The organism is Alteromonas sp. H02, assembly GCF_059682525.1.
On sequence record NZ_CM185021.1, the window covers coordinates 2144880 to 2157640 of the forward strand.

Sequence of the window (12761 nt, forward strand, 5' to 3'; positions counted from 1 at the left end):
TCCTAGAGCACGCTCTGAGCAAGCATTCTTACGCCGGTGATAAGCAGTACCACGGCAAACACTTTCTTGAGCTTTGCGGCATCCAGTTTGCTGGCCAGGCCAGCACCAACCGGTGCGAATAACACAGTAAGGGGGACAATGGCGGCAAAGCCAATCAGGTTAACCAGGCCGATGGTGCCATCGGGCGCATCGGCTGGCGCCTGACCAAAAATCAGCATGGTTACCGCTGCCGGCAGCGAGATGATCAGGCCAACCGCAGCGGCGGTGCCTACTGCACGGTGCGCCGGGTAATTACAAAAGGTCAGGGTAGGAACGGTAAGGGTACCACCACCAATGCCGACCATGGCGCTGAATAAGCCAATGCAAATGGCAATAATGCGCTGGCCAAGGGCACCAGGCAGGTCGTTAAACCAGGCGCTTTTGCTGCCGATAAACATGTTAATGGCAGACAAGCTGGCAATAACGCCAAACAGCAGGGTTAATACTTCACCGTTCACCTGGGTTACCGCGTAACTGCCAAGCAGTACGCCGAGCAATATAAACGGGCCCCAGCGTTTGAGCAGTTCGCTGTCGACGTTGCCTTTTTTACGGTGCGCGCGGATTGAGCTAACCGACGTAGGAATGATTGTTGCCAGTGAGGTCGCCGTGGCAATCAGCATGGCAGAGTCGGCCGACACGCCAAGGGCCTGAAACAAAAAGTACAGTACCGGCACAATAACAATACCGCCGCCTACGCCGAGCAGGCCAGCCAGAATACCGGCAAATACGCCGGTGGCCATCAGGGCCAGAATCGTTGGCAGTAACTCCATGATTGCATCCATTACTGTACTTCTCCTGTTGCGGTACAAGCTTGCGCGAAGGCTTTGCCATCGCTGCGCGGATCGGTGGCCGCTTCGGTGGTGTCATCTGTGTGCAATACCACTGCGCCGGCATGGCCCATGAGTTCATTGCAGGCATCAACCACCACCATATCGTGGCCGCGGGCCAGCAGATCTTCGCCAACGTATTCGTTAAGGTCGCGTTCTACTTTGAGGTTATGCGACTGATCGCCCCAGGTGCGACCCAGTAACCAGCGGCCAAGGGCAATGGATTTATCCAGTGGCTGGTTGTGGTATACATAGCGGCTGAATAAGGCAGCCTGAGTTTGTGGCTGACCTTCACCGCCCATAGTGCCGTAGCTGATCCGGCGGCCATCATTAAGCTCAGCAAAGGCCGGGTTTAAGGTATGAAACGGTTTTAAGCCGGGCTTGAGTTGTTGTAAGTGGCCGGGCGTAAGGCTGAACGATGTACCACGGTTATTCCACACAATACCGGTTTGCGGGCTTACCACACCGCTGCCATACTCCCAGTAAAGGCTTTGGATATAGCTGACCATGCGGCCTTCGTTATCACAGGCCCCCATCCAGATGGTGTCACCCAATTTGGCTTCCTGCGGCCAGGGCAGGGCTTTGTCCAACTTAATGGCCGCGGCCATTTCATCGAGCGCTTTATCGGTCAGGAAACTGTCGAGTTCAACACTTAAACGGCCCGGATCGGTAAGGTATTCGTTGCGCTTGATAAAGGCTTGTTTGGTACATTCAATCAGCAGGTGAACCATATCGGCGTCGCTGCTGCCCTGGCTGACCACGCGGTCGTACAGAGCCAGAATAATTAGCGAGGCGATGCCCTGAGTAGGCGCCGGCAGGTTGTAAAGTTTGCCTTTCGAGGTTGAGACACTTAGCGGCGTAACGACGTTGGCCTGGTACTGGTTAAAATCGCTCAGACGAATCGGTGAGCCAGCGGCCTCAAGATCCGCTGCCAGTTCGCGGGCGATATCGCCATGATAGAAATCGTTCAGGCCGTTGTCGGCCAGCCGCTGTAAGGTATTAGCAAGCTTGGTGAGTTTAACAATTTTACCTTTTTTAAGGGCCTTACCTTTAATTAAAAACTGCGCAAAATGTTCGTCACCGGCTAACTCATCGAAGGTTTTGAAACTGGCATCCGACATACTCTGGGTTACTTCGATGCCCCAGTTAGCCTGACTGATGGCGGTGGCCAGTAAGTCCTGCAGCGGCATTGAAGATTGCCAGTTGGCACTGATCTCCAGCGCTTTTTGCCAGCCAGCCACAGCACCGGCCATGGTTAACGCCGCTTTGCCGCCACGCGAGGGAATAGCATCGAGGCCCTGATAAAAATCGCTGTCGGCCAGACCGGCAGCGGTGCCGCAGGCGTCGATAGCTACCGGCGCTTTGCCCGGTTCACTGATTAGCCAGAAACCGTCACCACCAAGGCCGTTCATATGCGGGTATTCCACCGCAATGGAAGCCGCTGCGGCGACCATGGCTTCAATGGCGGTGCCGCCGCGTTGCAGGATATCGTTGCCGACTGTCGATGCAGCATAATGTGGCGCGGTAAAAGCAGTGTGTTGTTTTTTTGTCATGCTTTCTATTCTTATTCCGTAAGGGTACGAGCCAGAGCAAACAGGCTGGTTTCACTGCCCGCAGGGCCTATCAGTGATAAGCCACAGGGTGCGTCATTCAGACGAAATAACGGCAAATGCAGTTGTGGTAAACCCGCCAGTCCGGCTAAGGCAGTTAATGATAATAATTGTTTGCGGTAGTCAGTCAGTTCGGCCGCACTGGCGGTTAACCGTGGTGCACAACCCGGCGTAGTGGGCAGCACAATGGCGCGGTTATCGTTTAGCAGTGCAGCTAACAGCTGACGTACCTGTTGTTGTATAGGTGTTGCGTGCTTTACCTCAGCGTCGCTGATCTGCGCGCTTTGGTTAAGTCGCTCGGCAATATCCGGTGCAAATACCGGCTGCGTATTGGTGATCCACTCGCCGTGGGTTTGCCAAATCTCACGCCCCTGTAACACCCTGAATGCTTCAGCCAGCGGTAGCTGTTCCAGCTGACTGAAATCACCTGCCTGTCTGGCTATTGGCAGGGAAGCAAGCCATTGATTAGCGGCGCTTGCCTGCTCACTGTTATCCACCGCCTTTTGGTACACCACCAAAGACGTCAGAGCCGGGGTATCAGTCACCGGCGAGTCGAATAAACAGCTCATGCTACGTTCGAGCAGATCAAGGCTTTTTGTCATCACGCCGATAGTATCGAAACCCGGGGCGAGGGCTACCAGGCCGTCGGTGCTGATACGACCGTGAGTAGGCCGCATGCCGTACAGAGCGTTATAACTGGCGGGTACGCGAATGGAGCCGCCGGTATCGGTGCCCAGGCCAATGTCGGCCAAACCGGCCGATACTGCTACGGCCGAGCCACTGGATGAACCGCCGGGCAGGCGCTCAGGCGTTAGTGGATTTTGCGGGGTACCGTAATGGATATTTTGCCCGTTTAAGCTGTAAGCCAGTTCGTCCGTAATGGTTTTGCCCGCGACTTCGGCACCTGCTGATACCAGTTTGGACACGGCGCTGGCAGTGGACTGGGCTAACGGGTGCGTTGCCAGCCAGTGCGGATTACCCGCTGTGGTGGCAGTACCTTCGATAGCAAACAGGTCTTTCACAGCCACGCGCAGGCCCGACAACGAATTAACGCTATCGTTTACTGCATTAAGAGCAGGTGTACTGGCTTGTTCAGCAGGCACCACAGTGGGCGCTGGTTGCCAGACAAATGGCGAACTAACGGTAAAATGATCCATGAAGTTTAATGTTACAGAAGGATACCTCTATGAAACAATCGTTTCACTCATAAGTCAAGTGAAACGTTTGTTAAATTGTTGTGTTTTTTGTTAACAGTGCAGGTGCGCCCCGGGGAGTAACCGGTCGGTAAGGGCATGGTGTTCGGGTTATCAGCGTTAAAAATACTGACCGCCTTGGCAATTTTACGTTCACTCTGTATCGTAAAGGTAATACTTTTCTTCGCGTGACTGTTTTTATGGTTCGTTCTCTGATCCCGATATCCGCGCTGTTGTTGTCTGATGCACTGTTACTGCTGGGTCATGGTTTACTGTTGACGCTATTGCCGGTGGCCGCCAATCAGCTCGGTTTTTCTGCCATTGAAGTCGCCTTAACCGGTTCGGCCTATTTTCTGGGGATTATCGGAGGTTGCCTGGCGACGCCTCATGTGCTCAAGCGGGTGGGGCATATCCGTGGGTTCGCGGTATTGGCCTGTGCTTATCTCATTTTCACCTCGCTGTTTGCCTGGTTACCGTCGTTTGTGTTGTGGCTGGCGCTGCGTTTTGCTCTGGGCGCTGGGGTGTCCGGGTTGTATATGATTATTGAGAGTTGGCTTAATGAACGCGCCGATGCGAGTAATCGCGGTACGATTTTATCGTTTTACTCGATGCTCAACCTGTTGATGATCACTCTGGCTCAACAGCTACTCCTGTTAGCGGATGTCAGTTATCCGTTACTATTCAGTATTGCTGCAATCTTTATTGCGCTGTCGATAATACCCGTATCGCTAACGCTGTCGCTGGCGCCAGCGAAGGTCAACAATGTAAAAGTGAGTTTTAAGAAAGTCTGGCAGCATTCGCATATCGCCATGATTGGCGCAGTGATCCTGGGTCTGGTCACCGGCGCTTTTTGGTCGCTGGGGCCGGTTTTTGCCGCCGAGAGCAACTTTAGTAATGCCCAACTGGCTATGTTTATGTCGGCCACGGTATTAGGGGGGGCCTGCTTCCAGATCCCGGTAGGGCGTTTTTCCGACCGCTATGACAGGCGTATCATTTTAATCTACAACGCCCTGGCGGGCGGTTTCATTTCACTGGGCATTGTGCTGGCGTCCTACTGGTCGGGTTTTGCCGGCTGGCCGGCAGCAATACTGGCGTTTTTTTGGGGCGGTACCTGTATGACCTCCTATGCGATTTGTCTGGCCCACGTGAATGACAATGCCATGGCAAAGGATTTTCTGCCCATTGGCAGTGGAATGCTGATCACTTATGGCATCAGTTCTGCCATCGGCGGACCGTTAGCCGCGTTTCTGATGGGGGTTATGGGCGCTAAAGGACTTTATGCCTATATGACATTCTTTTTATTGTTGTTTGCCGTTATCGTGATTATTCGCCGTCGTAGTCACGTGTTACCTGATACCAGTGACTCGCATCCCACATTTCAGCCGTCGGCGGGTATTACCACGCCTGCGGCATTTGAGATTGATCCGCGCACCGAGCATTTACCGGAGCAAAAAACGACTGATACGGGTGTGTAAGGTTGAAACCAGATTTAGTCCTGAGCGCTGGTAATATCTGTCGGGGCGATTGTCTGTTAGCCAGCGCGTTTGTAGCTGGCTGCCAGTAACGTGCTTAACCAGAATAACCCCGTGGCCACGGCCAGTGATAACCAAACTGCGAGATGCCGAAGCTCTGCAGTGCCGCCCATTGCCGACATCGTCATATAGCTCCACGGATACCAGACCCAGTATTCTGAACTGCCAATTTGTACAATGCCCATGGTGGCCATTACCGCTACCGAAAGCGGTACAATGATGTTGCCAAACCGCCAGCTCACCGCGTGCTGGATGATCAGTACGGGCAGGGAAGTAAGTATTAAGGCTGGCATCGCGTTGAGTAATACCCGGCCGTATTCCGTTTCCGCTGGTGTCCCTAATACGTTCATCAGCAAGGTGGCAAGCAAACCACTCATCCACAGCCATAGCAGAGCGGTCGCGGTTAACAGCACGGCAAGGAGCAGTTTGGCAATATAAAGTGAGTAGAGGTTGACAGGTAGTGCCAGCATCAGGCGCCAGCCGTGATTTTTGTGCTCATTACCGTTAATGGCGCCGGTGATGAGCGCAATAAACATCGGCAGCATAAATTAGCTCCATAACGCCATGACGCCCATCCACCAACGTTGCCAGGCCTGGTGGTCAAACGCTTGCAGATTTTGTGATTTAACGGCTAATCCCGTGGAAAACAGCACCACCAGTAGCGGCAGGGCAAATACCATCAGCAGCGTTGATGTGCGCTTGAGCTTGAGACACTCAACTACCAGCAGTCGGCTCAGGCCCGGAAATGGATTAATCGGTATGTTCATTGGTAAACCATTGCTCTAACGAGGCTTTATTTTGGTAAGACTGAAATAACTCAATGCCTGCACCCACCAAAAGGGCATGTAGCCGGGGTTGCTCATTACGGGGCAGTTTGTCGACCCGTACCGTGTTGGGAGCAGTAATTGTGCTACGAAAACCGTGTTTTAAAAGTTCCGTATGAGCAGCGTTGGCATCGCCCACTTCCAGCGTCATATTGAACTGTTGTGCGGCTTTCCAGCTTGGGATATCCGATTCAAAACGGTGGCCATTTTTTCCACTTCGTCGAGGTTATGGGTAGAGAAAAATACCGTGGTGCCGGTGCTGGCCGGTAGTTCACTGAGCAACTGACGGATATCGCGGATACCGCTGGGGTCGAGGCCGTTAGTGGGCTCATCGAGGATCAGCAATTTGGGATCGCCCAGTAATGTGTGGGCAATGGCGAGCCGCTGTTTCATGCCTAACGAGAACTGGCCGATGAGCCGTTTGGCGGCATTGGTTAAGGAGACCACTGCTAATACCCGGTCTATTTCACTGACCGGCAGGCCTTTAATAGCACAGCCAATGGATAAAAATTCGGCGGCGGTCAGGTTGGGGTAAAGACTGGGCGCATCAATCAGTCCGCCAAGCCGGTGTAACAGGCGGTAGTCTGGCACAAACCGGGCTGAGCGTGATAACCAGGCACGACGCCGGGTATAAAGCGAGTCTCCGCAAATTGCCACACTGCCAGCATCCGGTGCTTCAAGGCCAGTGAGCACTCTGATGGTGGTGGATTTTCCTTCGCCGTTGTTGCCTAAAAACGCGTACACACTGCCATAAGGGACAGCCAGGTTAAGCTGACTTAATACCGGTTTGTCTGCATAGGTTTTGCAAATCTGGTTAAGCGCCAACGCGTTTTCGCTGGGTTGACTGAGCATCCGTACGGCATCCTGTTCACTTAGTTCCTGTAAGTGGCGGGTATTTTACGCTGGCGGCAGGATTCGCCAAGCCTTTGATTGTTTCAGAATATGAATGACAACAGGTTATTCCGGGTCGAGCTCACCCATCTGAGCATAGAGCTGACTGATGGTGGACACCCGGTGATCGCCTTCCTTTCCCAGCAATGTGTAGGCCTGGTTACAGATTACGGAGACCAGACTCATGGGCGCGGCATAACTATCAAAGGCGAACTGGTTGCCCAACTGACATACCAGCGTATGGCCGACGCGGTCCTGATAAACCTGACCGGTGGGATCGGTCAATAAAATGGTGCGCTGAGGGGGCAATGCATCTATCATGCGGGCAAAAATACGTGGGCGACGGCGAAAGCCAAACACCACGATAACTTCGTCGTCTGCCAGATCCATTAAATCTTCACTCAGACTTTGCCCTGGCTGAGGTAATAACCGAACATTGGGCCTGATCTGCTTGAGTTGCTGGCGGCAGTGCAGGGCCACCGGATAACTGTTGCGATAGCCAATAAGCGTGATCCGCGGCGCCTTGGCCAGAATGGCGGCAATTTGGTTAATTTCTTCGCCCGGAATCGACTCCAGGGTACGTTGCAGGTTGCCAAGCTCGGCAGCAATATAATCATGCTGGGTGAGCGTTTGTTTAACCGGAATACCGGCGTCACGCTGCAGTACTACGTCCTGTTTGGCATCCTGATGGGATGCATAACCCAGTTGACGAAACAGCCTGCTAACGGTGGCTTTGGAGGTATTGGTTTTGGCCGCAATTTCGGCGGTGGAGTCGCTGATGATGGTCAGCGGAAACTGTTGCAGGTAATTGGCGATAGCCCGCGCAGAGGGCGACAAGTCGGTATACTTGTCACGAATTCGTGCTAAAACACCATTATTATCAGCCACTTCAAAGTCCAGCTATTACGTATATTTCATAATTAGTGTAGCGGACAAAGCGCCAAAGGTGTATCTGTTTTTCCAGGCACAAAAAAAGAGCGCCAGTTGACGCTCTTTTCATAATCGATTACATGTTAAGCATGAGACAGTGTGGAACTGCCATCATGCTTTGGCGACTTTTTTCCGCTATCCTCGATAATCGACACTGCCGACTCCAGAGCTTCAAGTAAGGTAGGGTAGGTGAGAATTTCCGCAGAGGAAGCATTCACATTACCCAGTACTTCTTTAATTTTGTCGGAAGCGCCGCATACCATCAGTTGTCGGCCGGAACTCTTGGCATCGGATGTTACCGTCTCCACGGCCATAGAAGCGGATACGTCCATGGTGGGCACCCTGGAGAAGTCCAGTATTAGCACTCTTGAGCCAGGCTTAACCCACTCGCGTACGTGGTGACCTAAATCAGCCGCTGCACCAAAGCTTAACGGGCCGCCAAAACTAAAGATACTGACTTTGCCTTTGGCTTTTTCAAGCAGCGCGTTTTCTTTTGGATCGTTGAGCGTATCGGGAATTTTCTTGAGTTCTTCAATTTGCAGTTGGGCAATCTGACGAACGTAAGCCAATGCCGCTAATACCACACCAACACCTACGGCTGTGATCAGGTCAACAAATACGGTTAAACCCAGTACCAGCAGCATCAGCGCAAAGTCCCAGCGGGGACCGCTGTGAGCGCGTTTCAGGTAGCTCCAGTCCACAATATCCAGGCCCACTTTTACCAGAATACCGGCCAGCACAGCATGCGGAATAGCACTGGCCAGCGGGCTCAGGCCAAGCACAACAGCCAGTAGTACCAGCGCATGCACCATGCCTGATAAGCGTTCTTTACCGCCGCTGCGAATGTTAACCACGGTACGCATGGTCGCGCCAGCCCCGGCAATACCACCAATCAGGCCGGCTACGGTATTACCGATACCCTGACCAATCAGTTCCTTGGAGCTGTCGTGACGAGTACGGGTCATGTTATCGGCAACCAGTGACGTTAACAGGCTGTCGATGGCGCCCAGAATGGCCAGAATAAACGCCGCTTCCAGTACTAAAAACAGCGTAGAGCTCTCAAAAGTGGGTAGATGCAGGCTTGGCAGTCCGGTTGGAATGTCGCCTAAAATGGGGACATTGGTAATGAACAGGCTGACAAGGGTACCGATAATTAACGCAGCCAGTGCGCCCGGAACATATTTTCCGAGGCTGGCTGGCCATTTATAGGCAATCACCAGTGTACCGATACCCAGTGCCAGGGTGGCAAAGTTTATGTCGGCCAGCGCGGTGGGGATATAACCCAGTGCACCCAGGGTGCCTCCTGGTGGTTCATGGCCCAGTAAGCGGCCAATCTGCAGAATAATAATGATGGCCCCGATCCCCGACATAAAGCCCGAAATAACCGGGTAGGGCACCAGGCGGATATAGTTACCTATGCCCAGAAAACCAAATAAAATCTGGAATAAACCCGCCAGTAAAACGGCCGTAAAAATGAGCTCTACGTCGCCTGATAAACTGGCAAATAAACCGGCCAGTACCACCACCATTGGCCCGGTCGGGCCGGAGATTTGCGATGGCGTACCACCGAACAGTGCCGCAAAAAAGCCCACTGCAATGGCGCCATACATACCTGCCATCGGACCAACACCGGACGCAACGCCCAGCGCCAGTGCCAGCGGCAGCGCAACTACGCCGGCGGTAATACCGCCGGTAATATCGCCACGAACATTAGCAAATAAGTTCTTCATGACTTTTCCTTAACAGTTGTTAGGTTTACTTGTGTTTAGAAACCAGCTCGGCGGTATATTTTTCGTCCATGGGGCCGAACTTACCGGTTTCTTCCTGATAACAGGTGACTTCTGCAGTTTCAATGTTGTAAAACCAGCCATGCAGTTTTACCTGTCCGGTGGCTAGTTTTGCTGCGACCGCCGGGTGTGTTTTGATGTGTTGTAACTGTTGTACTACATTTTCTTCGGTGACTAACTGTAAATGATCTTCTGCATTCAGTTCATCACAGCCGCATTTCTCTTTTACTACTTCAGTCGCTACCCGGCAGTGACCCAGCCATTCTTTCACATGGGGCAGGCTGGACAACGCTTCTGTGTTAATCGCTCCTTTCATTGCGCCGCAGTCTGAGTGACCACAAATTACGATGTGAGTAACTCCAAGTGCTGCAACCGCAAACTCAACAGAGGCAGTCATGCCGCCAGTTTCGTTACTATGGGGCGGGATAACGTTGCCGGCATTACGGCAGATAAATAAATCACCCGGTTCAGTTTGAGTGACCAGATTAGGGTCGATACGTGAATCAGAACAGGTAATAAACAATACTTCCGGATTTTGGCCGTTGGCGAGTTTCTTAAACGCGGCTTTTTTTCCCGGGAACACTTCATTTTGAAACTTTGCTACGCCAGAAATGACATGATCCATACCAACTTGCTCCTCGTCGTTTGTAAGATTTATGATTGTTAAAATATTGTTATATTATAGTCTCATAGAAAAATAGCGCACCTCGTGATAGTTAAAAGCTATAAGTGCGGGGCATTTTATTCAACTAAGGTGGGATAGATATAACAAAAAGGCAGCCAAATGGCTGCCTTTTACGTTAACGACGCGGTTTGAAAACCCGGTAGGTTGGGATACCGGGTTTTCGGCGTGGAGTTAAAACTTGATAGTTTCGACCTGAATGTTTTTCGTTTGTGCCTGGTCGATGTAATCCTTAATCATTTCCTTCACATCAAATGCAATGGACTTGGTGTTAGAGAAATCCAGCACAACTTTTGAATTACCCGGTATCGAATTGAGCTTTTTCAGAATGCTTGGCTTATTAAAGAACGAAACATCCTCGGCCAGTACAATATGATGCGTTGTTTCACCATGGTCTTCATTGATGGTTTCTTTAAACTGATAAGCATTAAGGAAGCTGCTTTTAAGGGTAAAGAAGATACTCACGCCCAGTCCGGCAAACACACCGGTTAACAGGTCGGTAAAAATCATCACCACAATGGTAGTAACAAACGGCAGAAACTGTTCCCAGCCATTTTGATACATCACCTTAAACATGACCGGCTTGGTTAGCTTATAACCTACCACTATCAGAATGGCAGCCAGTGAGGCGAGCGGGATCAGGTTTAACATGGAAGATATCGCCAGTACCGCCACCAGCAGGAATACACCGTGCATAATGGCTGACAGCTTGGTTTTACCACCAAACGCGATGTTGGCCGAGCTTCTTACGATAACCTGCGTAATCGGCAAGCCGCCCACCAGACCAGAAATAATATTACCCATACCCTGAGCTTTCAGTTCACGGTTGGTCGGCGTCACATTTTTGTGTGGATCCAGCTTGTCGGTGGCTTCCACACACAGCAAGGTTTCAATACTGGCCACTGCAGCCATTACAATAGCAATGGTGAGCACGTCCATATTAAAGATTTGCGAGAAGTCCGGGAACGCCAACTCCTGGGTAAAGTCGCTAAAGCTGTTAATTACCGGTAATGATACCAGCATGCTCGGATCCAGTGGCGTACCGGCCTGGCGCATCATTACTGAAGCCAGAATACCTAACAACACTACAACAATAGGGCCTTGAATAAGCTGGAATATTTTATGACGTGGCACCAGAAACTTATCCCAAATCACCAGCAGAACCAGCGATACGCCGGAAATCAGTATCGCGGCAGGCGACATCAAACCAAGCGCATGTTCGATAGCAGAGAAGGTATTCTCGCCATTGGCGTGCACAAAGACTTCCTCGCCGAGGAAGTCGGCATGCCAGCCAAACAGGTAAGGAATTTGTTTAAGAATGATCAGTAATCCAATACCGGCCAGCATACCGGTGATCACTGACGTGGGGATAAAATACGCAATAAAACCAGCCCGGGCAAAGCCCATAATAAGCTGAATAACACCAGATAACACCACCGCAACCAGGAATAACTCCCAGCTGCCCAGGGTGGCAATGGCGTCGAATACGATGACTGCGAGGCCCGCAGCCGGGCCACTAACGCCCAGCCGTGAACCACTGAATAAACCGACAACGATACCGCCGACGATACCTGCAATAATACCGGAGAACAGCGGCGCACCGGAGGCGAGCGCTATACCCAGGCATAACGGCAGGGCAACGAAAAACACCACGATACTGGCGGGTAAATCGTTCTTTATTTCACTGAAAGATAGGTCCAATTTCATTTACAAGATCCCTGTTACTTATTTGCTACCAGTTGCTCCTCGGCGGCAAAAGCAGACTCCATTGGCACGAATTTACCGGCTTGGTCATCGTAGTTAAGTACTTCAGCCGTTTCGATGTTGTAGAACCAGCCGTGCAGCTGTACCTGACCGGTGGCGATTTTAGCCGCTACCGCAGGGTGAGTACGCAGATGTTGAAGTTGCTGCACTACGTTTTCTTCGGTAACCAGCTGTAAGTGGTCATCTTTATTCAGTGAGTCACAGCCACAACGCTCTTTCACTACATCGGTAGCAACGCGGCAGTGGCCCAGCCATTCTTTTACATGAGGTAGCGAGGTAAGTGCTTCCGGGGCAATGGCACCTTTCATCGCGCCACAGTCAGAGTGACCACACACAACGATGTGAGTAACACCAAGCGCTGCAACAGCAAACTCGATAGACGCCGTCATACCACCAGTTTGGTTGCTGTGTGGCGGTACTACATTACCGGCATTACGGCAGATAAACAGGTCGCCCGGTTCTGTTTGCGTGACCAGATTCGGGTCGATACGTGAATCAGAACAGGTAATGAAAAGCACTTCAGGATTTTGACCAGTGGCAAGCTTTTTAAACGCTGCCTTCTTTTCTGGAAAAACTTCTTGTTGGAATTTTGCAACACCAGAGATAACGTGGTCCATTTAGTCGCTCCTAAATATGAAAATAGAAAATTATATACAATACCAAATCATTGTTACCTGATAGG

General features: G+C 51.5%; 13 protein-coding genes. 1 reads left to right on the plus strand and 12 read right to left on the minus strand.

What is annotated here, in order from left to right:
- Window positions 1–2: 2 nt before the first annotated feature.
- Genes AC566Q_RS09815 through AC566Q_RS09825 form a run of 3 tightly spaced genes read right to left on the minus strand, consistent with a single transcriptional unit; the run spans window position 3 to window position 3633 of the window.
- Entirely contained in the window at window positions 3–821 is an 819-nt protein-coding gene (locus AC566Q_RS09815) for a sulfite exporter TauE/SafE family protein (protein ID WP_499616220.1), read from the minus strand.
- Window positions 821–2419 carry a gamma-glutamyltransferase family protein gene (locus AC566Q_RS09820; protein WP_499616223.1) on the minus strand — a complete coding sequence of 533 codons (1599 nt, stop codon included), beginning with the start codon at window positions 2417–2419 and terminating at the stop codon, window positions 821–823. Before AC566Q_RS09820 ends, AC566Q_RS09815 begins: the two co-directional genes overlap by 1 nt.
- 11 nt (window positions 2420–2430) lie before the next feature.
- Window positions 2431–3633: an amidase gene (locus AC566Q_RS09825; RefSeq protein ID WP_499616226.1), complete on the minus strand. Its 1203-nt coding sequence runs from the start codon at window positions 3631–3633 to the stop codon at window positions 2431–2433.
- Between the two features lie 236 nt (window positions 3634–3869).
- Here AC566Q_RS09825 and AC566Q_RS09830 point away from each other — a divergent pair, with 236 nt between their 5' ends.
- Window positions 3870–5144, plus strand: coding sequence for an MFS transporter (locus tag AC566Q_RS09830; protein WP_499616230.1), 1275 nt, complete (start codon window positions 3870–3872; stop codon window positions 5142–5144).
- 56 nt (window positions 5145–5200) lie between these two features.
- On the opposite strand, the gene AC566Q_RS09835 is transcribed toward AC566Q_RS09830, so the two are convergent.
- From AC566Q_RS09835 to AC566Q_RS09875, 9 genes are all read right to left on the minus strand, one after another.
- Complete coding sequence (locus tag AC566Q_RS09835) at window positions 5201–5746, minus strand: ABC transporter permease (protein ID WP_499616233.1); 546 nt, start codon at window positions 5744–5746, stop codon at window positions 5201–5203.
- A gap of 3 nt (window positions 5747–5749) precedes the next feature.
- A complete protein-coding gene (locus AC566Q_RS09840) occupies window positions 5750–5968 on the minus strand; it encodes an ABC-2 transporter permease family protein (protein ID WP_105936624.1) in 219 nt (72 codons plus the stop codon).
- Complete coding sequence (locus AC566Q_RS09845) at window positions 5952–6176, minus strand: hypothetical protein (protein ID WP_105936623.1); 225 nt, start codon at window positions 6174–6176, stop codon at window positions 5952–5954. Before AC566Q_RS09845 ends, AC566Q_RS09840 begins: the two co-directional genes overlap by 17 nt.
- Window positions 6173–6877: an ATP-binding cassette domain-containing protein gene (locus AC566Q_RS09850; protein WP_499616238.1), complete on the minus strand. Its 705-nt coding sequence runs from the start codon at window positions 6875–6877 to the stop codon at window positions 6173–6175. The genes AC566Q_RS09845 and AC566Q_RS09850 overlap by 4 nt, the downstream gene beginning before the upstream one ends.
- A gap of 105 nt (window positions 6878–6982) precedes the next feature.
- Window positions 6983–7804, minus strand: a complete 822-nt coding sequence (locus AC566Q_RS09855) for a MurR/RpiR family transcriptional regulator (protein WP_499616240.1) — start codon at window positions 7802–7804, stop codon at window positions 6983–6985.
- Window positions 7805–7929: 125 nt separating this feature from the next.
- Window positions 7930–9576: a SulP family inorganic anion transporter gene (locus tag AC566Q_RS09860; RefSeq protein ID WP_499616244.1), complete on the minus strand. Its 1647-nt coding sequence runs from the start codon at window positions 9574–9576 to the stop codon at window positions 7930–7932.
- Between the two features lie 25 nt (window positions 9577–9601).
- Window positions 9602–10258 carry a carbonic anhydrase gene (locus tag AC566Q_RS09865; RefSeq protein WP_499616247.1) on the minus strand — a complete coding sequence of 219 codons (657 nt, stop codon included), beginning with the start codon at window positions 10256–10258 and terminating at the stop codon, window positions 9602–9604.
- Window positions 10259–10489: 231 nt separating this feature from the next.
- Window positions 10490–12022: a SulP family inorganic anion transporter gene (locus AC566Q_RS09870; protein ID WP_499616250.1), complete on the minus strand. Its 1533-nt coding sequence runs from the start codon at window positions 12020–12022 to the stop codon at window positions 10490–10492.
- A gap of 14 nt (window positions 12023–12036) precedes the next feature.
- A complete protein-coding gene (locus AC566Q_RS09875; RefSeq protein WP_499616253.1) occupies window positions 12037–12696 on the minus strand; it encodes a carbonic anhydrase in 660 nt (219 codons plus the stop codon).
- Window positions 12697–12761: the final 65 nt, after the last annotated feature.

What these genes read in the sequence shown, in the direction of transcription:
- AC566Q_RS09845 (WP_105936623.1), bottom strand. Translation starts at nt 6,176, where the DNA reads ATGACGCTGGAAGTGGGCGATGCCAACGCTGCTCATACGGAACTTTTA.
- AC566Q_RS09865 (WP_499616247.1), bottom strand. Translation starts at nt 10,258, where the DNA reads ATGGATCATGTCATTTCTGGCGTAGCAAAGTTTCAAAATGAAGTGTTC.
- AC566Q_RS09875 (WP_499616253.1), bottom strand. Translation starts at nt 12,696, where the DNA reads ATGGACCACGTTATCTCTGGTGTTGCAAAATTCCAACAAGAAGTTTTT.
- AC566Q_RS09850 (WP_499616238.1), bottom strand. Translation starts at nt 6,877, where the DNA reads ATGCTCAGTCAACCCAGCGAAAACGCGTTGGCGCTTAACCAGATTTGC.
- AC566Q_RS09815 (WP_499616220.1), bottom strand. Translation starts at nt 821, where the DNA reads ATGGATGCAATCATGGAGTTACTGCCAACGATTCTGGCCCTGATGGCC.
- AC566Q_RS09835 (WP_499616233.1), bottom strand. Translation starts at nt 5,746, where the DNA reads ATGCTGCCGATGTTTATTGCGCTCATCACCGGCGCCATTAACGGTAAT.
- AC566Q_RS09860 (WP_499616244.1), bottom strand. Translation starts at nt 9,576, where the DNA reads ATGAAGAACTTATTTGCTAATGTTCGTGGCGATATTACCGGCGGTATT.
- AC566Q_RS09825 (WP_499616226.1), bottom strand. Translation starts at nt 3,633, where the DNA reads ATGGATCATTTTACCGTTAGTTCGCCATTTGTCTGGCAACCAGCGCCC.
- AC566Q_RS09870 (WP_499616250.1), bottom strand. Translation starts at nt 12,022, where the DNA reads ATGAAATTGGACCTATCTTTCAGTGAAATAAAGAACGATTTACCCGCC.
- AC566Q_RS09840 (WP_105936624.1), bottom strand. Translation starts at nt 5,968, where the DNA reads ATGAACATACCGATTAATCCATTTCCGGGCCTGAGCCGACTGCTGGTA.
- AC566Q_RS09830 (WP_499616230.1), top strand. Translation starts at nt 3,870, where the DNA reads ATGGTTCGTTCTCTGATCCCGATATCCGCGCTGTTGTTGTCTGATGCA.
- AC566Q_RS09820 (WP_499616223.1), bottom strand. Translation starts at nt 2,419, where the DNA reads ATGACAAAAAAACAACACACTGCTTTTACCGCGCCACATTATGCTGCA.